We start from the raw sequence: 22853 nt of genomic DNA on the forward strand, positions 1-22853 counted from the left end.
CCTTTAGAAAAATTGCTTTCGATCCCTTTCGAACTTAAGTATTTCAACCGCTTCTCTGAACCTTTGGGAGTGAATCACTTCTCTTTCACGCAAAAATTTTAAACTGTCATTCAAGCAAGGGTCATCGGACATGTTAATGATCCACTGATAGGTCGCCCTGGCTTTCTCCTCGGCGGCAATATCCTCATAGAGGTCAGCAATCGGATCTCCCTTCGCCTGGATGTAAGTGGCTGTCCATGGGTTTCCGCCTGCATTATTGTAATACAAAGCATGATCATGGCTTGCATAATGCGCACCAAGTCCAGCTGCTTTCATCTGCTCCGGTGTAGCATCCTTGGTAAGTTTATAGATCATCGTGGCAATCATTTCTAAATGGGCGAATTCCTCTGTCCCGATATCTGTTAAAAGTCCGATCACTTTATCCGGTATACTGTACCGCTGATTCAAGTAACGAAGGGCTGCGGATAATTCGCCGTCCGCTCCTCCATACTGTTCAATCAAATATTTGGCAAGTCTCGGATTGCATTCTGTTACTTTCACCGGATATTGTAACTTCTTTTCGTAATACCACATAAGCGCCCTCCTATTTCCTTCATGAATGAAGGGTTATAATTGCCATGGCCACGGGCTGTCGCCCCAATTCCATGGATACCCTGAAAAACTGCCCCCGTACTGCCTTAATGGCCCAAAGCGCTGCTCATAGGCGGATTTTAGATCCCTGCTTTCAACGGCAAGCTGATTGAACTGCTGGATTGCCTGAGTGTCCTGTGGATGGGTATCCAGGTAAAGGGTAAGTTCCACCAAAGCGAAATCCACCATCTGAATCTTTTCCATTAAAGCATACCGGTCTTTTGCAGGGTTGGCCGTTTGCTTCATCGTTTTGCCCCTTTCTCTGAAGGTGTAGGGTATGGATCGTACAATGCCGGCCAAAGAGTTCCTTTATACAAAGCTTCTTGAATAGGGAATTGTTGCAAATTTGGAGGCTGGAATCCCAGATAAAGGTTGGGAGGTGTTTGGTAACAAATCGTCCCTCTAGGCGGACAAGGATCGAAAAGGCCACGGTATGGCTGGTAGCATTTGATTGGTGTGTACATCCTAAATCACATCCTTTTCCTTGGAATTTTATGTGTCCCTTCCTTGTCCTATTCGACCCAGGCAGGATATTAGACGGCTGATGGCGAAATTATTACCGTGTAAATCAAAAGAAGAGGTGAGTGTATGTTTGTTAAAGGTATTATGAAACCCGCCCACAAATCCTTCACGGCGGAATCATCCACTTCACTTTCAGAAATCTTGAAAGTGCTTGATGAGAAAGATATTGAGGCCATGCCTGTTTTGAAATCGGGTCAATTCACAGGAATGGTTTCTAAAGAGATCATCTTTCGGGCCCTATTTTAATTCAGAAGAAGGAATGGATCGAAAAACGTTTCTTAATGAGACCACTGCTGGTGATGTTGCCATGCATAAAGATTATTATATTCACGATGAAGAGGTTTTCGAACATACGCTGCCTATGTTCAAAGGTTTTTCTGTACTGGCTGTTGTCAACCAATCTGAGAAGTTTCTCGGTCTCGTCACAAGGTTTGACGTCATAGAACAGTTCGAAAGTGCATTTGGGGTCAACAAAAAAGGAGTAAGGATTGCCTTTACGTCTGAAGAGTCATCAGGAAGGATCGAAAGGCTCGGGGATATTATCAAGAGTTATCATGAAAACGTGATTTCACTTGCCACTTTCGATGAAACCGATAAGCTTGCCAGAAGAATTGTTTTGAAGATTGAAGAAAACGATAATATTGAAGCATTCACTAAGAAACTCGAAAAGACGGGTTTTAGAATTCTGAGCGTAAAGAACGTGTGAGTGAATCATACGTTAATGCCTCATATTAAAAACATGACATAGGAAGATAACGAAACCGCTCACGATGTGTAATCATGAGCGGTTTTTTCTAATATGCAGGTTTGGTGCAGTATAATTTTTCTTTTGCCAGAGGGCCTTTGTAGAATGCAAGGGTAAGAATCATACTTGCGAGCAAAGCTATGACCAGAATCCAACGCTGCCCTTACCACCTAAGTCCTTGAACTCTGTCAACCATATCTTATGCTCCATATTTTAATATCCTGATGACTTTTCCCTTTGTATGATGAAACGTAAGGTTTTCATAGGGGTACATTTTATAAAGTTTGGGCGTTTATGATAATATAAGAGTTCTAATACTATACTGAGGGGGTGCACATATGATAGGGGCGCTGATCATTGTCCTGTTAGGTGGACTCATCGTGTTGGGTTATATGTATTTTTTGTCAGAGAACGATCATTTACAAGAAAAGCAATTGCCCTGTAAAGGTTTGGATGCGTATCAAAGGGTACAACTACTATTCATAAGTGATATACATAATCGAATATTAAATGAAGCGACGTTCAAAAAAATAAACACCGTCGATATTGTAGTGATCGGTGGGGATTTTGTAGATAAACGGACATCTTATGAACGTTTCATGCACAACCTATCCATATTAAAACAATGGGGCGCACCGGTTTATTTCGTTCCAGGTAATAACGATCATGAGTGGAAATATGGATCATTCTTGGATGACTTGATTAAAGAAGAAGTCACCCCCCTTTCAAATGAGGATGAGTATGTAGAGTTACCAAACGGAACGGCCGTTGTATTGAGTGCTCTAGATCCCTATTTCATGAAACCTAACCGAAATGCTTCTTACTTAGAGGATCAAAATTGTTTGCAGATCCTTTGCGTACATGACCCTTATGTATTTAAACGAATGAACCAAGGGTCCAAGGAAAGGTTTGATATGGTTTTGAGTGGACACACACATGGGGGACAAATCCGGTTGTTAGGCTTCGGACCTTATGAACGGGGCGGGTGGCAGATCAATGAAAACCAATCTTTTCTCGTAAGTGAGGGATATGGAACATCCTTATTGCCACTACGTCTAGGAACACAAGCAGAATGCCACTGGATTGAATTAACCCCCAAAAATTAAATCAACCTCCTAAACATATAAAGAGAATATTGAAATTTTACACACATTCTTGACATCCTATATAATAAAGGAAAATGGACGGGTGGAGGCAGACTTATGGCGACAACGAAAGCAAAATACAACATTAAAGCTGTGTCACAGTTATTGGGAATTCAGCCGGGTACGCTCCGTGCCTGGGAAAGAAGATATAAAATGATTCGCCCATCAAGAAATGAGGCTGGCCATCGTCTCTACACCGATGATCATGTCCGAATTTTAAAATGGCTAATGGAAAAAGTGAACAAGGGATTTACTATATCGCAGGCTGTATCTTTGTTAGAAAGTAACGAAGATGCGCTGTCGAAACCGGATCACTCTGAACACAAAAATGAGCTGGATAAAATTGGAGATGATCTGCTTAACAGCCTGCTCTCATTCAATGAGAACGATGCTCAGCGTCATCTGGATCATGCGTTTAGTTTATTTACACCAGAAACAGTTGCTATTGATATTATTGGTCCTATTCTTGTAAAAGTCGGTGATTTATGGGAGGAAAACCGGATCACGAGTGCTCATGAGCATTTTGCCAGCCAATTTATTCGTTCAAGGATAGGTATGATGCTGTTGTCTATTCCAGTGGATGGAATGCTGCCAAAAGCTCTGCTTGTGTGTGGCCCTAATGAACGGCATGAATTAGGGCTGCTCATCTTTGCTCTGTTCTTGAAACGTAAAGGATATGACGTCATTTATCTCGGCCAAAGTATCGCTGGTGGAGATATAGATATTGTCATTGATGAGATTGAACCGATGTACATGTTTATGTCCTGTACGCTCAAAAAAAATATTCCCATTACGGTAAGGCTCGCAGAATCGTTACAAAAACAATACCCTGACTTGAAAATTGGTCTTGGTGGATATGCTTATGACCGCCTTTCTGAGCTCGATAAAAAACGTATCCAGCCATTTATTGTAGGGAATTCAAAAAAAGCATGGGAACGTTGGTTACAAGCGACCTAGTGTTTGTTTCTATAATTAATTTTTAATTTGAAACTGAATAAACGCTTAATAATGGAACGGAACCTTGTTAAAAGGGTCCGTTCCATTATTAACATTGGAAGGATGCCGGTATGTTTGCGCCTTTCTGAGATTACTGTCCGACCAGTTGAAGACTTAAGGGTGGTGTATAAGCAAGTTAGCTTATGAACCTTTTGAGAGGATGGTTCATTTACATAACCATTGAAGGGGAGCGGGAAAATGTTTGCCCACGCCCAAATCGTTAGATATAATTTGAAAAAAGGTGCCATAATCGCATCAGTCATCATAAGATATAGATAACACATCGTGACAGGGGGGCGATCATGTGCGAGTGGAAAGAATGACAAATGAGAAATTTAAGATTTTCCTTACGTTTGATGATCTGATGGATCGGGGATTGTCTCGTGAGGAGCTTTGGAGTGATTTACCTAGAGTGCATCGCATTTTCAGCGATATGATGTATGATGCAGGCATAGAACTAGGTGTGGAACTGTCAGGTGTCCTGTTGGTGCAGGTATATCTCCTGCAAGCGCAAGGCATGTTAGTCGTCGTAACGAAAACAGAGCCCGCCGATATAGAAGACGATGAAGATTACATTGAAATGAAGGTCACTTTGGATGAAAGTAAAGAAATGATGTTCTCCTTTGAAGACTTCGAACATGTCATCCGAGCAGGGCACCAACTTTATCAGCTGGATGTAACCGGGGGCAGTGTTTTCTTTTATCATGAATCCTATTATATGCTTCTTGAAGATGAAGATATCTTTCATTTAGATCAAGATCAAGTCATTGCGTTAATGTCTGAGTTCGCTTCCGCTACAGCAGCAACATCGCACCGCTTGATTGAATATGGAAAACAAATCATGGACAAAGATGCATGTCGAACCATCTATAAACATTTTTCATAAACTGCAAGAGCGACGCTTCATAAGAGTCGTTCTTTTTTTATGACTTAAGATGTCACTGACTCATACTTGTCTCGAAACTTTGTCACACAATCTGGACAAATGTTGGAGTTAGAGGCTTAGAATTTATAGAGGATTAAAAATTGTCCGGAGCTTTATTTTTAAATAGAAGCTTGAAAGGGAACATGTTAAGATAAGAGTTGGTGTAAGTTAATTATTATTTAGTGGTCTATGAAATGGAGTGTAACAAATGAAGATTGCGGTTTTATATGGTGGTACATCAGGGGAACGAGAAGTTTCTCTCTCAACTGGAAAGGGAATCATTAAAGCATTGGAGAACAAGGGACACGATGTTACGCCGATCGACTTTTCTCCTGAAAAAATGGAAGAAGTACTGAAGTTGGATGTGGACTTGGTTTTCATCGGGCTGCATGGACGTTTTGGTGAAGACGGAAAGATTCAGGGGCTTTTAGATATGCTCGGCATACCTTATGTCGGTTCAGGAGTTTTAGCTTCAGCCCTGGCCATGGACAAAGCTAAATCCAAGCAAATCTTTTCCTTGAATGGTTTACACACAGCGAAAAGTGAAGTGTTTGATGTTACAGACCACGGTCAATTCTCCGTGATTGAAGATGAAATCAAACAGACGTTCACTCTCCCATTCGTCATAAAACCGAATCAAGAAGGTTCTACTTTAGGTTTAACTATCGTCAAAAAGGAACAGGATATACGCCAGGCGATCGAAATGGCTGCACATTCTGACTCTATGATTCTAGTTGAAGATTACGTTAAAGGCAGAGAAGTAACCGTACCTGTAATGGGGTATAAAGGAAAAGAACAGGCTCTTCCTGTAATAGAGATCATTCCTAAGAATGATTATTATGATTTTGATTCAAAATATAAACCAGGAGGCAGTGAACATATCGTACCGGCCCAAGTGAGTGAAAAGTTGACAGCTCAACTGCAACAAGACGCCGTCTTGGCTCATCAGCTGCTTGGTTGTGATGTTTATTCGCGTGTTGACTTCATTATTAATGAGAATGAAGAACCGGTCATTTTAGAAGTGAATACCTTGCCGGGAATGACACCAACGAGCCTTTTCCCTGATTCTGCTCAGGCAATCGGCTTAAGTTATGACGACCTTATCCAAAAATTCGTAGAGCTATCGTAATAGAATAAAGCCACACAAGTGTAAACGTTTACAATTTTTCTTTGAAAACGGTTAGAAAAAGCCGCATTCAGCTTTCCTAATTAGTAGTGAACGTGTATACTAATCACTGAAGAACGAGCCCTAATCGAATGGATTGATATAGGAGGTAAATGGATGGTAGCCGATAAGCCAACAGATTCTGCAAACCAAAATAACGATAAACTTGATGTGTTAAAGTCCACTCAGACGGTGGTTAAAAAAGCACTAGATAAATTAGGTTATCCTAATGAAGTATATGAGTTGATGAAAGAACCTGTAAGAATGATGACGGTAAGAATTCCTGTTCGTATGGATAATGATCAGATTAAGATCTTCACAGGCTATCGTGCCCAGCATAATGATGCGGTTGGTCCAACTAAAGGAGGCGTCCGTTTCCACCCGAACGTTTCTGAAAAAGAAGTAAAAGCGCTCTCTATTTGGATGAGTCTCAAAGCAGGAATCGTTGATCTTCCCTATGGAGGAGGTAAAGGGGGAATCGTATGTGATCCACGCGAAATGTCCTTCCGTGAACTTGAAGGAGTCAGTCGTGGGTATGTGCGTGCCATCAGTCAGATTGTAGGCCCTACAAAAGACATTCCTGCACCAGACGTGTTTACTAACTCTCAAATTATGGCTTGGATGATGGATGAATACAGCCGGATTGACGAATTCAACAATCCTGGATTCATCACAGGGAAGCCCCTGGTTCTTGGTGGTTCACATGGCCGTGAAACAGCCACAGCCAAAGGTGTGACCATATGTATAGAAGAAGCGGCCAAGAAAAAAGGAATCAACGTAGAAGGGGCAAGAGTCGTGGTCCGGGGCTTCGGTAATGCAGGAAGTTTCATGGCGAAATTCATGCATGACCGCGGGGCGAAAGTGATAGGGATTTCAGACGCCTACGGTGGACTTCACGATCCAGATGGACTGGATATTGACTACTTATTAGATCGCCGTGACAGCTTTGGTACAGTCACAAATCTATTCAAAAATACCATTTCAAATGAACAGTTATTGGAGCTTGATTGTGACATTCTCGTACCCGCAGCGATCGAGAATCAGATTACGGAAGATAATGCCCATAACATAAAAGCAACCATCGTTGTAGAAGCAGCCAATGGTCCTACGACATTGGATGCCACAAGAATCCTTTCTGAACGTGGAATTCTACTTGTCCCTGACGTGTTAGCTTCCTCAGGCGGAGTGACTGTATCCTATTTCGAATGGGTCCAAAACAACCAGGGATATTATTGGACAGAAGAAGAAGTGGAAGAAAAGCTTCATAAAGTCATTGTTAAAGGCTTTGATAACGTTTATCGTACGGCTGAGACGCGTCGTGTAGATATGCGACTTGCCGCTTATATGGTCGGGGTTAGAAAAATGGCGGAAGCTTCGAGATTCCGTGGATGGATCTAACTTGATTCTAATAATGCAATCTCCTATCATGGTTATGGTAGGAGATTCATTTTTTATGAAAAGATAATTCTCCATGATAGGTACTTCTCCCAAAATATGAGCATACTCGGTATTTTACACATAACCAGTAAATGTATAGAGCACTATTTGGGAATTTGTAACATGGAAACCATACCAGAATGATATAGGATTGAATTAAAGGATTGACCTGTATTGGGAATGAAAGAGGAGTGTTGGTCGTGCAAGAAGAAAAAGTCATTATCATCGGTGGTGGACCATGCGGAATGAGTGCAGCCATCGAATTGCAAAAAGAAGGAATAGAACCACTCATTATAGAAAAAGGAAACATCGTCAATTCAATTTATCACTATCCTACACACCAGACGTTTTTCAGTTCGAGTGAAAAGTTAGAGATAGGGAACATCCCCTTCATTACAGAGCGCCAAAAGCCAGTACGCAATGAAGCATTGGCCTATTACAGAGCAGTCGCAGGAAGAGAAAACCTCCGAGTGAATACGTATGAAAAAGTAACGGAGGTAGAACGCAATGAGGATGGGTTCATCATCCATTCAGAAACAAGAGACGGACAAGGAAAGAGTTACCGTGCGAGCCAAATCATTATTGCTACTGGGTATTACGATCAACCGAACTATATGAATGTTAAAGGTGAAGAGTTACCGAAAGTGAAGCACTATTTTAAAGAAGGGCATCCGTATTACAAGAAAAACGTTGTAATTGTTGGGGGCAAGAATTCCGCAGCCGATGCGGCGTTGGAATTAGAAAAATCAGGAGCTCACATTACCGTTCTTTACCGTGGTGAAGATTACTCGAAAAGTATAAAGCCATGGATTCTCCCACAATTCGAAGCATTGGTCAGAAAAGGCATCATAGACATGGAATTTTGTGCGAACGTTAAAGAAATTACCAAAGATGAAGTTGTCTATGAATGTCATGGCGAGGTAAAGAGAATTGAAAATGATTTCGTGTTTGCTATGACTGGATACCGTCCTGATCATGACTTTCTCACTAAAATGGGAGTAGAAATGGATGAAGATACAGGTAGACCTTCATTTGATGAGGATACAATGGAGACGAATGTCGAGGGGATTTATATCGCAGGTGTAATCGCAGCTGGATATAACAACAATGAAATCTTTATTGAAAATGGTCGTCATCATGGAGGGAAAATAGCAAAAGCCGTTACAACTAAATAAACCCTAGAAAGCCTGGAGTCCATGGACTCCAGGCTTTTATTTAGGCACGATCATTGAATCATCGATTTCCTCAGCTGAACATATGTTCCAGTTCCGTCATGTTTGTGGTCATTTCAAGTGCGACCATCAGTTTAATGCGAGCTTTTGGACCAGTAAGACCATTCGCAAAAATAATTCCCATTTCTTTCAGCTGACGACCACCACCTGGATAACCGTATGTATCCTGGACAATTCCTTGATAGCATCGCGAGACCAGCACAATAGGAATGGCATCACCAAGAGTACGCTGTAAAGCATCAACCGTTTCTGGTGGTAGATTCCCTTGTCCTAAAGCCTCGATGACAAGTCCATCCACTTGGCTTTCCCGAACGGCATCAATCAAAGTCCCATCCATGCCTGCGTAAGCTTTGATGAGTGCCACTTGCTTTCCTATATCTTGAATAGGATAAGAATCACGACGTGTCATTTTATGATGGAAAAAGACTTCCGTTTTTGTAGTAATCCCAACTGGACCATATTGGGGGCTTTGGAATGTCGCTACATTACTCGTACTTGTTTTAGTTACGTTCTTAGCTGTATGAATTTCATCATTCATGACAACAAGTACACCTTTGTCCTGCGCTTCGTCACAATTGGCTACCCTGATCGCGCTTAATAAGTTATACAGACCATCTGATCCAATTTCATTACTTGAACGCATAGCGCCGGTGACGACTACGGGTTTTCTCGTCTGCAAAAACAGATCCAAGAAATATGCGGTTTCTTCTAACGTATCTGTACCATGAGTGATCACGATGCCGTCATAATTTTTTCTGGACATTTTCTCATGGATGGACCGCCCGAGTTTCAGCATGTGATCCGGTCGGATATGCGGGGAAGGGAGGTAGAACAAAATTTCGTCTTCTATGACCGTGTTCCCTTTCAGCATGGTGGAGATCTCATCCAAAGGATGCTTGGATGACGTGTTCACTTCACCTGTCTCTTTGTTTTCCTTCATAGATATTGTGCCACCCGTGTGGATGACTAGTATACGCTTCATACTTACACCATCTTCCATTTAAATGTTCCTTTTCTCATACCTTCATGATACGATGAAACGTAGGTGAAAGAAAGAGAGAGGGTTGAGAAATATGGCCATTTTGACTGCCGCTATATCTCCTGCCGTGGCCATCATGACATTTATATACTTAAGTAAACGGATCGAATTAGAACCCCTTCCGTTAATTATCCGTATGTTCATCATAGGCGTAATCATGGTTTTTCCTATCATGTTCATTCAATATGCTTTCGAAACTGAAAACGTATTTCATTCCTCATTCCTGAAATCTTTTTTCCTCGCTGGATTGCTTGAAGAATTCTTCAAATGGTTCTTTTTGTTATTCGTGGCGTATCGTCACTCTGATTTTGATCATCATTATGATGGGATCATATACGGGGTGGCCATCAGTTTAGGATTTGCAACGATAGAGAACATCATCTATATCTTTCAAAACGGAATTGAAATTGCCATATTACGTGCTGTTTTTCCAGTTTCATCACACGCCCTTTTTGGTATCATAATGGGATTTTACATGGGAAAAGCCAAGTTCAGAACGAAACGTTCGAACTGGTGTCTAGCGTTAGGTCTGGCTATTCCCGTCGGATTACACGTCATGTATGACTATATAATTACCGTGAAAGAAATGACATGGATGTACTGGATTACCCCTTTTATGATTATTTTGTGGCTTATCGGGTTTCGTAAGATCAAAATAGCGAATCAGCATCATGAAAAATTATTAAAACCATGAAGAACAGCCATCGAGCTGTTCTTTTTTTATTAAAAATGATGGCTAAATATTATTTCTGACTCAAAATAATATTGAAAAAATCAGGTTTGTGGATAGCTCGGAACTGAGTCTTGATTATATAAAAGGTGTGGATGAATATCATGCCTTTTAAAGTTGTTGGGCGTAGAAATGAAAATATGCATAATCTTTTGGTTCTGTTAAAAACTACCCCTATAACAAAACTTTTGGGTCAGGGGTGGATATTGGATGGTATGGAAGAAGACGATGGTCGTTTTTTTGGGTCTAGCCTTGTTGCTTTTCCCGTTATCAGAGTTGACCTATGTCAAACCTGTCCTAGGTTTCTCAAATCAGGTCATTCAGCAAGGGGCCACAGGTGATGATGTCATTGAACTTCAATCCAGGTTGCAATACTTAGGGTTTTACAATGGAGAAATTGATGGAGTTTTCGGTTGGGGAACCTACTGGGCGGTACGTAATTTTCAGTATGAATTCGGTCTGGAAATTGATGGACTAGTAGGGCAGGAAGTAAAAAATAAGCTGAATAAAGCAAGCAACTATGATGAGGGTTATGTGAAAGAACAGATCAAAAAAGGTAATGATTTTACGCATTATGGAGGCACTCCGAAGTCTCAACAAACAAAACAAGGAAATCAAAATCAGCAAAATCAGCAAAATCAACAACAACAACAACAAAACGAGCAGCCGCAACAACCAGAGGAACCGACAGCCGTCAATGTTCCAAGTGGTTATTCGCAGAATGACATACAGTTGATGGCGAACGCTGTTTACGGTGAAGCTCGCGGAGAGCCTTATGTAGGCCAGGTGGCCGTAGCAGCTGTCATATTGAACAGGGTCAAGAGTGCATCCTTCCCTAACAATGCATCTGGTGTCATTTTTGAGCCTCGTGCTTTTACTGCTGTAGCTGATGGCCAAATATGGCTGGAACCTAATGAGCAGGCCAAAGAGGCAGTCATGGATGCCATTAACGGCTGGGATCCTTCTGGTCAGGCCCTTTACTATTTCAATCCGGCTACAGCGACATCAGATTGGATCTGGTCAAGGCCACAAATCAAACAAATCGGCAAACATATTTTCTGTAAATAGGAGGTGGGCGTATGGGAAAATGGATCGCCATCATATTACTGAGTATAACAACGATCGGTGCAGGTATATGGGGATATAAAGAGAACTAGGACAAAAATGCTGTCTTGATTCAAGCTGAAAACAGCTATCAACGAGCATTTCATGAACTGACTTACAATGTGGATCTTCTCCATGACAAAATCGGTTCAAGTTTAGCCATGAACTCTCGAAACCGGTTATCACCTCAACTCGCTGAAATATGGAAAATTTCTTCTGATGCAAGTTCAGATGTAGGTCAACTGCCACTGACGCTTCTTCCTTTCAATAAAACGGAAGAATTCTTACACGACATCGGTGAGTTTACTTATCGGACAGCCGTACGGGATCTCGAAAAGAAACCCCTTAGTGAAGAGGAGATTCAAATACTTGAAGAACTTCACAAAAAGTCGGGTGAAATAGAAGGAGAACTAAGAAAAGTACAAAATGTCGTAATGAAGGATAATCTAAGGTGGATGGATGTTGAACTTGCCCTGACCACTAATGATGAAGTTGGAGATAATACGATCGTTAATGGATTCAAGACCGTCGAAAAATCGGTGGATGGTTTCGAAGAATCCGTGACGAAAACAAGTCTTGGTTCCTCCGGCCCGGAGAAAAGCTTCCGACACCTTAAAGGTGAAAAGATTGATGAAAAACAAGCGAAGAAAATCGCCAGTCAATGGCTGGAAAAAGTATCTACCGATAAACTCACGGTAACAAAGTCTGGGAAAGGCGCCGATGTACCGATGTACACGGCTTCCTTCCAAGACGGTGATAAGAATGGGTACATTGACTTAACGGAAAAAGGAGGACATCCTTTGACCATTATGATCAGCCGTAAAGTGGGAGAGCCGAAAATTTCACTTTATGAAGCATCTGAAAAAGCCAAAGAGTATGCGGAAGACTTGGAAATATCTAATCTAGAGCTTGTGGAAAGCAACCAATATGACAACATGGGGGTTTTTCGTTTTCTCTACACGCAAAATGATGTCAGGTTCTTCCCTGATTCAGTTGTGGTGAAAATAGCGCTTGATAATGGCGAAGTGCTGGGAATGAGCGCGCGTGAATATTATAATTTCCATAGTGAGCGAGAACTAAATGAACCTGAAATATCGTTGAAAGAAGCAAGAACGAAAGTTAACCCGAATGTTGAGATCCAGGAGGATCACCTTTCTGTGATTGAAAATGATGTCAACGAACAAGTTCTTTGTTACGAATTTCTTGCTACGATGGAAAATACGACCTATCGGATTTTCATTAACGCGACCAATGGAAAAGAAGAAAAAGTGGAAACGTTGAAGAAAGCGGAAATGAAGTTCAATCAGGAAGTCTGAAAAAGAACCCTTTGACCAGGGTTCTTTTTCTGTGTCTTTAGACCTAACATCTTCCTTTTTCTTAAGAGACATGAGATAATATGATCATGTTTATTGAGGGGGAGCATGATGCAGAATTTGAAGGTGGGGACACCTCTGACGCTAAAGTTAAGAAAATCGGAAGTTGATGAAGTTGATCAATACAAGTGTAAATTGGTGGACTTTGAAGATGGTAAAATTTACATTGATTATCCTGTACATAATAAGACCGGAAGGACAGGTTTTTTTCTGGATGGCACACAATTCCAAGCAAGTTTCGTCGGTCAGGACGAATCTGTTTATTGGTTTAAGACAGAGGTAATATCAAGGGAAAAAAGGAATATCCCAGTCATCGGTTTATTTTTTCATGGTATGGAAGAATTGAATAGGGTCCAAAGACGCAAATATGTTCGTGTCGACGCTTCTGTCGATGTGGCTGTAGGGAGGGGTACTTGTTCCTTTCCTACAATTACGAATGATATTAGTGGAGGAGGCGTCATGTTAAAACAATTGCCCTCTGAAAAGTTAATGGAAGAGGAAAAGATCGACTTGACTCTGGTCCTTCCTATGAACACAGGAGAAACCCATTACGTATGGGCAAAGGGTAAGGTGACCCGAGTGATTTCAGCGAAAAATTCCCAGCCTGAAAGGGTTTCTATTGAATTTATTGATATTCATGAAAAGGATAGGCAATGGATTATTAAATATTGTTTCGACCAGCAAATGCAGTCACGAATGAGAGCACTCAAATAAAATGGATTTTCATAGTAGAATTATGTTATTCTTGACTGTGATCATTAAGCAAAAATTTTAGAGAAAACGCGCTGTGCCAGTGCGTTTTCTCTTTGATAAGACAGATGGAGGATACGGATCGTATGAACACAATGACAATTGCCATTGACGGCCCAGCGGCAGCCGGAAAAAGTACTGTAGCAAAAAAAGTCGCAGAAAAGCTATCATTTATTTATGTGGATACAGGTGCAATGTATCGAGCATTGACATGGAAGGCATTAAAAAGTGGAGTCTCGCTTGAAGATGAGTCTGGTCTGGCTCTGCTTCTAAGTCAATCTGATTTGAACCTTATTCAAGGTGATGCCGGACAAAGGGTCATCCTCGATCAACGCGATGTTTCTGAGGAAATCAGAACAGCAGAGGTCACTAATCAAGTGTCAATCGTCGCTAAACACAAAGATGTGCGTGAAGAAATGGTGCAAAGACAACAGGAACTCGTCAAGGACAAGGGTGTGGTCATGGATGGCCGCGATATTGGAACCCATGTGCTTCCAGATGCAGAAGTGAAGATCTTTATGATTGCCTCTGTTGAAGAAAGAGCAGAGAGGCGTCATAAAGAAAACCTTGAAAAGGGCTTTCCCTCTGATTTGAAGCAATTGAAGGAAGAAATCCGAAAAAGGGATGAAATCGACTCCAATCGAGAAATTGCCCCTTTAGTTAAAGCAGAAGATGCCATCGAGATCGATACAACGTCCATGAATATCGACCAAGTAGTCGAAGAGATACTAAATATCGTGAAAAAGAACTGGGAGAAAGGGGAGCAGGGATGAATTTATATAAATTAGGGAAAGCCTTGTGCAGCATTGTCTTATTTCCGATGTACAGAATAAAAATTGTCGGGAAAAAGAACATTCCTGCAGAAGGTCCAGTCATTATTTGTTCCAACCACATCTCCAACCTGGATCCGCCGGTTGTAGGTATCACGAGCAGTCGGAATATTTACTTCCTTGCGAAGGAAGAGTTGTTTAAAAACCCAGTAATTGGGGGTATATTGAAAAAAGTCCATGCTTTTCCGATCAAACGTGGCATGAGAGATCGAAACGCTCTAAGAAAAGGCCTGGATGTATTGAAAGAGGGTCATGCCCTTGGACTATTTCCTGAAGGGACAAGGCAAAAAAACGGGGAAATCGGTAAAGGTCTTGCCGGGGCTGGTTTCTTTGCTTTGAGGTCCGAAGCTGCGATTGTTCCTTGTGCGATTATCGGTCCATACAAAAAGTTCAAGAAACTGAAAGTGGTCTATGGTGAACCGATAGATATGTCGGAATATCGCGAACAGAAGGCTTCTGCCCAGGTTGTTACTGATCGGATCATGGAAGAAATCAGACAATTGAATAAAATTCATCAATGATGAGGCGTAATCACTTGACAAAATGCTCTAAATATTAGAAGTTAGACAAAAGGGCATTTCTGTATTATTAGGTTGTGTCGGAATTTGAAGGAGGTAGCTTGGTATGGATGAAATGAATCAAGAAGTATCTGGAATGAAAGAATTCTCTGCAGGGGACATCGTGACTGGTAAAGTCGTGAAGATTGAAGAAAAACAGGTCCTCGTAGATGTTGGATATAAAGTCGAAGGTATTGTACCTATCAGTGAATTATCCAGCCTTCATGTAGAAAAAGCTTCAGACGCGGTGAGTGAGGGAGATGAGCTCACTCTACAAGTGAAGAAAGTGGAAGATGATGAAATCGTACTTTCTAAGCGTGCCGTAGATGCGGATCAAGCCTGGGAAGATCTAGAAGCTAAGTTCGAAAGCGGAGAAATCTTTGAAGCTGAAGTTAAAGATGTTGTTAAAGGCGGCCTTGTGGTTGATATTGGCCTGCGTGGATTCATTCCAGCTTCTTTGGTTGAAACGTATTACGTTGAAGATTTTGAAGACTATAAAGGAAAGACCCTTTCCTTGAAAGTCGTGGAATTGGATCGTGAACAAAATCGTGTTATCCTTTCCCACCGTGCAGTCGTTGAACAAGAAGAGTCAGCGAAGAAGCATGAAGTGCTACAATCTCTAGAAGAAGGACAAGTCATCGAGGGTACTGTACAACGCTTGACAGACTTTGGTGCTTTTGTAAATCTTGGAGGTATTGACGGGCTTGTACATATCTCCCAGTTATCCCATCAGCATGTCGAAAAAGCATCTGATGTTGTAGAAGAGGGCCAAGAAGTTAAAGTCAAAGTGCTTTCTGTCGATCGTGACAATGAAAGAATTTCTCTTTCACTGAAAGCTACACAACCAGGACCATGGCATGATATCACTTCAAAAGTTAACCCTGGTGAAACTCTTGAAGGAACGGTTCGTCGTCTTGTAAGTTTCGGTGCTTTCGTCGAAGTGTTCCCAGGAGTGGAAGGCCTTGTCCACATTTCTCAAATTTCCAACCGCCATATTGGTACACCTGATGAAGTGTTAGAAGAAGGACAAACGGTTGAAGTGAAAGTTCTGGATGTTGATGAAAATGCTAAACGTCTTTCATTAAGCATGAAAGAGTTGGAGCGTGACGAGGCTCGTGCTGAAATCCAACAGTATGAGAAAGAAGAAGACAATTCAGGATTCTCATTAAGTGACATGATTGGCGACAAACTTGATAAATATAAAAAATAAGCTCTTGAACAATTAAATGGTGGTTTTTGAACCGAACTTGTTGAGCTTTAAAAAAGTAGGGATGGATATGAGCAGATCTAAAAGAAAGATTGACCATATCCGCCATGCCATCAGTCACGAGCGGGAGATTCATAATCATTTTGATGATATCGAAATTGTTCATCAAAGTCTTGCTCGTCTCAATTTTGAGGAAATACAAATGAATATACAAGTAGGGGAACTTTATTTAAGTTCCCCTCTTTTTGTTAATGCGATGACTGGCGGGGGCGGAGAAGAGACCATGGTGATCAACCGTAACTTGGCTCTAGCAGCAAAAGAGACAGGAATCGGGATGGCTGTCGGTTCTCAAATGTCAGCTTTGAAAAATGCAGAAGAACGGAAAACATATGAAATTGTTCGAGAGATGAATCCTGAAGGAATCATCTTTGCCAATGTGGGGAGTGAGGCTACTTTAGATCAGGCAAAAGAAGCAGTTCGCATGCTCCATGCCGATGCCCTCCAAATTCATATCAACACTCTTCAGGAGATGATTATGCCTGAAGGGGATCGTGACTTTACACATCGGATGCATAGGATTCAAGACATCCTTGATTATATCGATGTTCCGGTAATTGTGAAGGAAGTGGGCTATGGAATGTCTAAAGAAACGGCTGATACACTCTATCAAATGGGAGTCCGCCACCTTGACGTAGGCGGAAGAGGGGGGACGAATTTCTCTAAAGTGGAGAACATGAGACGTGAGCGCGCGTACACTTCGTTCAACAATTGGGGCATCCCCACTCCAGTGTCTGTCCTTGAGGCATCGATACGGGATGATTTGCATGTCTTCGCATCAGGAGGGGTTCGTAACGGCCTTGACGGAGCAAAGGCTATGGTGCTTGGAGCAAAAGGTTTTGGTATGGCCGGGTCACTGCTAAAGGTACTAGTCAATGAGGGAAGAGAAGCCTTAATCGAAGAAATTCATCATGTCCTACATGAATTCAAAATAGCTATGATGCTTCAAAATGCTCTCCAACCTAAAGAATTGAATGGAAAAGCACACGTTCTGTTCGGTTATACAAAACAATGGTATGACCAAAGAATGAATTAAGCCTATGACAAATCTGTCATAGGCTTTTTTTGTAGATTTTCTTATGCATATTTAACATAAGCTCCCTATACTTGAAGACTCAGTTTCGAGACTTTTGTTGAGTGGATGGGGGCTGCGGGGAATGGCTCGCTTTCCGCGTGAGCGCGGTGAGCCTCCTCGGACTGCGTCCTGTGGGGTCTCACCATGCCCTTTTTTCCTCTTAAATATCCGGTTCCGGCGCCTAGCGGCTAGTGAGACTTCCCTCGCTTCTATATGATAAGTCAACATCGAATCACTCCGTTCTTCGTGTTTCCTTTATCTCCGCCAGCTCAGTCCAGTCCATACGCCGCTGATCGAGGCGCCTGCACACTTAAGATAGGAGTCTCGCCATTCCCCTCCGCCCCTTCGCCATATAAGTATCCCGAAACCACTTTTGGAATAAGCTGCTTTTGCACGTTGTCATTCGAATGGAATGGATTTCTAAGAACGCTATCCAGCATGCTGTAAGCTTGTGATAGAGCGCTTTATACTAATCACACCAGGGTAGTGGGAGACCTTTCAACTTGGTACAGGGGTTCGTTTCTCCCTTACACCCAACATAGCAACGACCCCCGGAAACATCTCGAAACTGAGTCTTCCACAATCCTGCCATATTCTTAAATAACTAATAATCACAGCCACTGGTTAACAGACCATTTCTTTATAGAAAATGTTTAAAGCATTCCCGAACCACACATAATAAATGGTGAAGCTTGGGAGGTGTGGGGTCTTGGAGGTTACGTTTTATTGGTTTGCTTGGTCGCTAACGATCATAGCCATCTTTTTCATTCAACGGCGGAAACTGAAACGCGATTTATTACTGATTTTGGGTGTTTTTATGTGTACATATGACATGCTTTCATGGAGTCAAATAGGGCAGGTTTACTTTCACGTATTTATCCTTGTATTCTTTGGAACTTATCTTTTTATATCGATTAGTAGGGCATGGTTTGATTATTTCTGGCCGTTTATTTTCAGTATTGGGTACGCAGCTGTTTGTTTGTTTCTCATTGTCCATCCTGTGTGGGTGAATTTCCCCGGAATTTCTCTGTTTCTCCTTGTGATCGTAAGTCTTCTTCGTGTGTTTATCAACGATATAGGGGGGCAGATAGGACTATGGATGTTAACAAATGCAGGGGGGACCTTTTTTTCATTCCTTATCTTCTCCCTTTACCAAAACGAAGGGCTGATTGACACTCATGTCATGCTTTCTCTCTCGATAAAAGGGGTGTTTGTACTGCTCCTATTTCATGGTGTGGGTCAATTGAAAAGGTCGATACGTAAAAAAAGAAAATCCATATCAAAAGGAGCTGCTTTTGTGTGAATGAATACACCTATCCAATTATTTTAGGGATCCTTGTCGGTACTGTACTTCGAGTCTTTATGTTACGAACTGACTATAGGCAGTATCCCACATACCTACATGGGAAGATCATCCACTTATCCTTAGGGTTTATTGCAGCTGCGCTTGGAACCATCGCAATCCCCTCTATTATGGAAAAAGAATTCACCGCCGTGACCTTCTTGACGTTAGCTGCTTCTCAATTCCGGGAAGTACGTAATATGGAGCGGAATACATTGACTGAAATGGACTCTTATGAACTTGTCCCGCGAGGCAATACGTATATTGAAGGTATAGCCGTCGCTTTCGAGAGTAGGAATTACCTCGTCATTTTCACTTCTTTTGTGGTCACTCTTTGCTATTTAGCCCTTAATATTTGGGTCGCTTTAGCAGCTGCAGTCGTATGCTTTTTTCTCTCAGGAATGTTAATGAGCGGTTCGAAGCTCTCGGATATCGTGACGGTAGAGGAGAAACCCATTTCCTTCGACGGAGCCGGGTTATATGTCGATAACATTTATATCATGAACATTGGTTTACCTGAGCGTCAAGAAGAGATCATGAAATATGGAATGGGCTTCGTATTGACCCCTAAAGAATTCAGCGTGCGGTCTACCATTGCAAATCTAGGCCAGAGGCAAGCCATTTTACATGATGTATCTGTAACATTAGGAGTCTTCAGGGATTCAGGGACTCCCGCTCTTGTGCCTCTAATCAAAAGAGACTTGAATGATGGAAGGATTGGGGTGTTCATTCTTCCTCAAGAGAAAGATTCAAAACGAGCGAAAGAAATTATTGAACACGTACCCGTCCTTGAAAATGCAATACAAATGCCTTCGAGAAAAGGTAGGAGGAATCATTCATGAAAATGGAGAAGGCCATTTTGGCAGCCGTGACTACGGAGGATGATCGGGTCCATGGCAGTGCAGCTGTGTTTAAATGTGACACGAAGGAAGAGATGGAAGCTGTTGCAGCAAACTTAGAAGCTATTTTAGATGGAATCGCTCATGCATTAAGTGATCAACTATATATTATCGTCAAGCATTGAGAAAGAATTGTTTCTTTTTCTAAAGTTTGCTAAGATAATAAAGTTAATGGCTTCCTGCTGTTCTTCGGAAGATGGGCTATTAAACCATCGCCCGGGGGAGAGCAGTATTTTTTTGCTTTTCACTACTGAGGAAACATGGAATAATGAAAATAGAAATAAAGAAAGGATGATCCTTTCATGAGAAAATCAGTAATTGCTGTTGTAGGACGACCGAATGTTGGGAAATCAACGATATTCAACCGACTGGTCGGAGAGAGAATCTCTATTGTAGAAGATACCCCCGGTGTCACTAGAGACCGGATTTATGCAGAAGCCGAGTGGTTGACCACACGATTCAATGTTATTGATACCGGTGGGATTGAACTTGGCGATGAGCCGCTGCTCGTACAAATGAGAGCACAGGCACAAGTAGCTATTGATGAAGCAGATGTCATTGTATTCATGGTAAATGGCCGTGATGGAATTACGGGTGCTGACGAAGAGGTCGCCAAGCTTCTATTCAAATCGAATAAACCGGTGGTTCTTGCAGTGAATAAGGTGGACAATCCTGAAATGAGAGAAAACATTTATGAATTCTACTCTCTCGGTTTTGGAGAACCTTTCCCAATCTCGGGCACACACGGGCTTGGACTTGGAGATATGCTTGATGAAGTAGTGAAACACTTCCCAGAAAAAATTCAGGAAGAGATCGATGATGATACCATTCGTTTCAGCTTAATTGGCCGACCGAATGTAGGGAAATCATCGCTCGTAAACAGTCTACTTGGACAAGAACGCGTAATTGTCAGTGATATTGCAGGTACGACAAGGGATGCCATCGATACTCCTTTCACGAAAGACGATCGAGATTATGTGATCATTGATACAGCTGGAATGAGAAAACGAGGCAAAGTTTATGAAACGACCGAAAAGTACAGCATCATGAGGGCGTTGAAGGCGATTGAACGCTCAGATGTTGTCTTGACTCTAATTGATGCAGATGCAGGCATTCAAGAACAGGACAAGAAGATTGCGGGCTATGCTCACGAAGCAGGAAAAGCTGTCATTATTGTCGTCAACAAATGGGATACCATAGAGAAGGAAGAAAAAACGATGAAGGAGTTTGAAGATAAGGTTCGGGATCAATTCCGTTTCCTTGACTATGCTCCTATTGTCTTTTTATCTGCCAAAACGAAAAAACGGATTCATACATTGATTCCAAAAGTTCTGGAAGCAAGTGAGAATCATGCGAAGCGTGTACAGACGAATCTGCTTAACGAAGTAATTATGGATGCCCTTGCTATGAATCCTTCTCCATCCATCAAGGGGCAGAAGCTGAAAATTTTCTACGCTACTCAAGTTTCTGTTAAACCGCCAAGTTTTGTGGTATTCGTTAATGAACCTGAATTGATGCACTTCACCTATGAGCGATTCTTGGAAAATAGGATCCGCGAAGCCTTTGGTTTTGAAGGAACGCCAATCAAGATCTTTGCAAGAAGACGTAGCTGATTCATTCAGGAAGGGAGTAGGTAGCATGGAGAAAGTAGCTGTACTTGGGGCGGGGAGCTGGGGCACAGCTCTTGCACTCGTTCTTGCTGATAACGGGCACGAGGTTCATCTCTGGACACACAGGGCGAACCTTGCTGATGAAATTAACCAAACACATCGGAATGAAAAATATTTGAAAGATATTGATCTTCCTCATTCGATTACCGCAAGCCATGATCTAGAATCGACTGTCGAAAATGCCAAGCATGTCATTTTAGTCGTTCCTACAAAAGCTATGAGAGAAGTTTGCAGCCAATTGGAGCAAGTACTACACGAAAAAGTGATTATTACACACGCTTCAAAAGGGATAGAGCCTGGCTCTTACAAGCGTGTTTCTGAAGTCATTGCCGAAGAGATTCCTAAAGAGAGATATGAGGATATCGTCGTCCTATCTGGTCCCAGTCATGCGGAAGAAGTGAGTCTCAGGCAGCCAACTACTGTAACCGTTTCTTCAAAGGAACTAGAAGTAGCGGAGAAAGTACAGGGCCTCTTCATTAACCGTCAATTCCGCGTTTACACATCTCCGGATCTGGTTGGTGTGGAACTTGGTGGGGCATTGAAAAATATTATCGCCCTTGGTGCTGGTATTTCTGATGGGCTTGGTTACGGGGATAACGCCAAAGCGGCTCTTATTACTAGAGGGCTTGCTGAAATTGCCCGTCTTGGAACTTCGATGGGAGCAAACCCACTTACCTTTTCCGGCCTGACAGGAATCGGCGATCTTATTGTAACTTGTACGAGCTCACACAGCCGAAATTGGAGGGCTGGTAATAAACTAGGACAAGGGTACCCATTGGATGATGTTTTGGATCAAATGGGAATGGTCGTAGAAGGTGTAAGGACGACAAAAGCCGCTTTTCAACTTGCTCAAGAACAAGGAGTGGAAATGCCGATCACTTCAGGGATCTATAGAATTCTATTTGAATCGGCGGATCCAAGAGATGTCGTTGACGAATTAATGACAAGGATTCGACGCCATGAAATGGAGGATTTGACAAATATTCTTGATGAAAAGATGAATGACTGACACATATCGACTCTCGTGCATATACTACACAGAACCTAACGCACGAGGAGGTCAATTGTTCATGAATGATTTTCAGAAGAATATTTTTGATCATCTGAAGAAAAAGGCAAACATCGACCCGGAAGATGTTTTTAAAGTGGCGAATTCTGTACAGAATGCTGATTTCAGTGATGAAAAGACGGTCAGACGTCTTGTTCGCCAGCTCGCTAAGGTTGCTAATAAGAACGTTTCAAAATCTAAGGAAGATAAAATCGTTGAAGCAATCACAAAACAAAACATGCCTTTGGATATGAATACTTTAGGCAAGTTTTTAAAATGATTACGAACCAATAGGCGCCTGAGGAGGCGGTCCTTCATTCGTATGCATAAGATATTACGCAGCAATCATTACACATGAGCTGGTCAGGGAATTGT

Annotated in this window: 26 protein-coding genes; 22 read left to right on the forward strand and 4 right to left on the reverse strand. The window is 41.9% G+C overall.

Going from position 1 to position 22853, the window contains the following annotated elements:
• Positions 1–3 precede the first annotated feature (3 nt).
• From LC065_RS14225 to LC065_RS14235, 3 genes are read right to left on the reverse strand one after another with little or no spacing between them, the layout of a single operon-like run.
• On the reverse strand, positions 4–573 hold the full coding sequence (locus LC065_RS14225) for a manganese catalase family protein (protein ID WP_226589872.1): 570 nt from the start codon (positions 571–573) through the stop codon (positions 4–6).
• Between the two features lie 33 nt (positions 574–606).
• Positions 607–876, reverse strand: a complete 270-nt coding sequence (locus tag LC065_RS14230) for a spore coat protein CotJB (protein ID WP_226589869.1) — start codon at positions 874–876, stop codon at positions 607–609.
• Positions 873–1094 carry a spore coat associated protein CotJA gene (locus tag LC065_RS14235; protein ID WP_226589867.1) on the reverse strand — a complete coding sequence of 74 codons (222 nt, stop codon included), beginning with the start codon at positions 1092–1094 and terminating at the stop codon, positions 873–875. The genes LC065_RS14230 and LC065_RS14235 overlap by 4 nt, the downstream gene beginning before the upstream one ends.
• Before the next feature lie 124 nt (positions 1095–1218).
• Between LC065_RS14235 and LC065_RS14240 the strand changes: the two genes are divergently transcribed.
• From LC065_RS14240 to LC065_RS14275, 8 genes are all read left to right on the forward strand, one after another.
• Positions 1219–1398 carry a CBS domain-containing protein gene (locus LC065_RS14240; RefSeq protein ID WP_306163501.1) on the forward strand — a complete coding sequence of 60 codons (180 nt, stop codon included), beginning with the start codon at positions 1219–1221 and terminating at the stop codon, positions 1396–1398.
• Between the two features lie 13 nt (positions 1399–1411).
• Entirely contained in the window at positions 1412–1858 is a 447-nt protein-coding gene (locus tag LC065_RS14245) for a CBS domain-containing protein (RefSeq protein WP_306163502.1), read from the forward strand.
• A 377-nt stretch (positions 1859–2235) separates the two neighbouring features.
• Positions 2236–3003, forward strand: coding sequence for a metallophosphoesterase (locus tag LC065_RS14250; RefSeq protein ID WP_226589862.1), 768 nt, complete (start codon positions 2236–2238; stop codon positions 3001–3003).
• A gap of 96 nt (positions 3004–3099) precedes the next feature.
• A complete protein-coding gene (locus tag LC065_RS14255) occupies positions 3100–3999 on the forward strand; it encodes a MerR family transcriptional regulator (RefSeq protein ID WP_226589859.1) in 900 nt (299 codons plus the stop codon).
• Positions 4000–4342: 343 nt separating this feature from the next.
• A complete protein-coding gene (locus LC065_RS14260; RefSeq protein WP_226589856.1) occupies positions 4343–4924 on the forward strand; it encodes a genetic competence negative regulator in 582 nt (193 codons plus the stop codon).
• A 247-nt stretch (positions 4925–5171) separates the two neighbouring features.
• On the forward strand, positions 5172–6092 hold the full coding sequence (locus LC065_RS14265; RefSeq protein WP_226589854.1) for a D-alanine--D-alanine ligase: 921 nt from the start codon (positions 5172–5174) through the stop codon (positions 6090–6092).
• Positions 6093–6245: 153 nt separating this feature from the next.
• Positions 6246–7526, forward strand: coding sequence for a Glu/Leu/Phe/Val family dehydrogenase (locus tag LC065_RS14270; protein WP_306163503.1), 1281 nt, complete (start codon positions 6246–6248; stop codon positions 7524–7526).
• A gap of 239 nt (positions 7527–7765) precedes the next feature.
• A complete protein-coding gene (locus LC065_RS14275; RefSeq protein WP_226589852.1) occupies positions 7766–8740 on the forward strand; it encodes a YpdA family putative bacillithiol disulfide reductase in 975 nt (324 codons plus the stop codon).
• Positions 8741–8810: 70 nt separating this feature from the next.
• Here LC065_RS14275 and LC065_RS14280 read toward each other — a convergent pair whose 3' ends face one another.
• Positions 8811–9779: an asparaginase gene (locus tag LC065_RS14280; RefSeq protein ID WP_226589849.1), complete on the reverse strand. Its 969-nt coding sequence runs from the start codon at positions 9777–9779 to the stop codon at positions 8811–8813.
• A 91-nt stretch (positions 9780–9870) separates the two neighbouring features.
• Between LC065_RS14280 and prsW the strand changes: the two genes are divergently transcribed.
• The 14 genes from prsW to LC065_RS14350 all read left to right on the forward strand — a co-directional run bounded on the left by prsW (position 9871) and on the right by LC065_RS14350 (position 22758).
• Positions 9871–10530 carry a glutamic-type intramembrane protease PrsW gene (gene prsW / locus LC065_RS14285; RefSeq protein WP_226589846.1) on the forward strand — a complete coding sequence of 220 codons (660 nt, stop codon included), beginning with the start codon at positions 9871–9873 and terminating at the stop codon, positions 10528–10530.
• A gap of 246 nt (positions 10531–10776) precedes the next feature.
• Positions 10777–11634, forward strand: a complete 858-nt coding sequence (sleB, locus tag LC065_RS14290) for a spore cortex-lytic enzyme (RefSeq protein ID WP_226589844.1) — start codon at positions 10777–10779, stop codon at positions 11632–11634.
• A 104-nt stretch (positions 11635–11738) separates the two neighbouring features.
• Complete coding sequence (gene ypeB, locus LC065_RS14295) at positions 11739–12986, forward strand: germination protein YpeB (RefSeq protein WP_371933339.1); 1248 nt, start codon at positions 11739–11741, stop codon at positions 12984–12986.
• 108 nt (positions 12987–13094) lie between these two features.
• The gene (locus LC065_RS14300; protein ID WP_306163505.1) at positions 13095–13757 is read left to right on the forward strand and encodes a flagellar brake protein; all 663 of its coding nucleotides are present in this window, start codon (positions 13095–13097) and stop codon (positions 13755–13757) included.
• Between the two features lie 122 nt (positions 13758–13879).
• Entirely contained in the window at positions 13880–14566 is a 687-nt protein-coding gene (cmk, locus tag LC065_RS14305; RefSeq protein ID WP_226589836.1) for a (d)CMP kinase, read from the forward strand.
• Positions 14563–15144, forward strand: coding sequence for a lysophospholipid acyltransferase family protein (locus LC065_RS14310; RefSeq protein WP_226589834.1), 582 nt, complete (start codon positions 14563–14565; stop codon positions 15142–15144). Before cmk ends, LC065_RS14310 begins: the two co-directional genes overlap by 4 nt.
• Positions 15145–15247: 103 nt before the next feature.
• The gene (rpsA, locus tag LC065_RS14315) at positions 15248–16390 is read left to right on the forward strand and encodes a 30S ribosomal protein S1 (protein ID WP_371933340.1); all 1143 of its coding nucleotides are present in this window, start codon (positions 15248–15250) and stop codon (positions 16388–16390) included.
• 67 nt (positions 16391–16457) lie between these two features.
• On the forward strand, positions 16458–17480 hold the full coding sequence (gene fni, locus LC065_RS14320; RefSeq protein ID WP_226589832.1) for a type 2 isopentenyl-diphosphate Delta-isomerase: 1023 nt from the start codon (positions 16458–16460) through the stop codon (positions 17478–17480).
• A gap of 748 nt (positions 17481–18228) precedes the next feature.
• Positions 18229–18822: a YphA family membrane protein gene (locus LC065_RS14325; protein WP_306163506.1), complete on the forward strand. Its 594-nt coding sequence runs from the start codon at positions 18229–18231 to the stop codon at positions 18820–18822.
• A complete protein-coding gene (locus LC065_RS14330) occupies positions 18819–19703 on the forward strand; it encodes a YIEGIA family protein (protein WP_226589830.1) in 885 nt (294 codons plus the stop codon). The genes LC065_RS14325 and LC065_RS14330 overlap by 4 nt, the downstream gene beginning before the upstream one ends.
• Positions 19700–19885, forward strand: a complete 186-nt coding sequence (locus LC065_RS14335; protein WP_206945209.1) for a capping complex subunit for YIEGIA — start codon at positions 19700–19702, stop codon at positions 19883–19885. Before LC065_RS14330 ends, LC065_RS14335 begins: the two co-directional genes overlap by 4 nt.
• A 177-nt stretch (positions 19886–20062) precedes the next feature.
• On the forward strand, positions 20063–21373 hold the full coding sequence (gene der, locus LC065_RS14340; protein ID WP_226589829.1) for a ribosome biogenesis GTPase Der: 1311 nt from the start codon (positions 20063–20065) through the stop codon (positions 21371–21373).
• 25 nt (positions 21374–21398) lie between these two features.
• Positions 21399–22439, forward strand: a complete 1041-nt coding sequence (locus LC065_RS14345) for an NAD(P)H-dependent glycerol-3-phosphate dehydrogenase (protein ID WP_226589827.1) — start codon at positions 21399–21401, stop codon at positions 22437–22439.
• Between the two features lie 61 nt (positions 22440–22500).
• On the forward strand, positions 22501–22758 hold the full coding sequence (locus tag LC065_RS14350; RefSeq protein WP_089652586.1) for a stage VI sporulation protein F: 258 nt from the start codon (positions 22501–22503) through the stop codon (positions 22756–22758).
• Positions 22759–22853 lie beyond the last annotated feature (95 nt).

This window comes from Halobacillus litoralis (genome assembly GCF_020524085.2).
GTDB lineage: Bacteria > Bacillota > Bacilli > Bacillales > Halobacillaceae > Halobacillus > Halobacillus litoralis_E.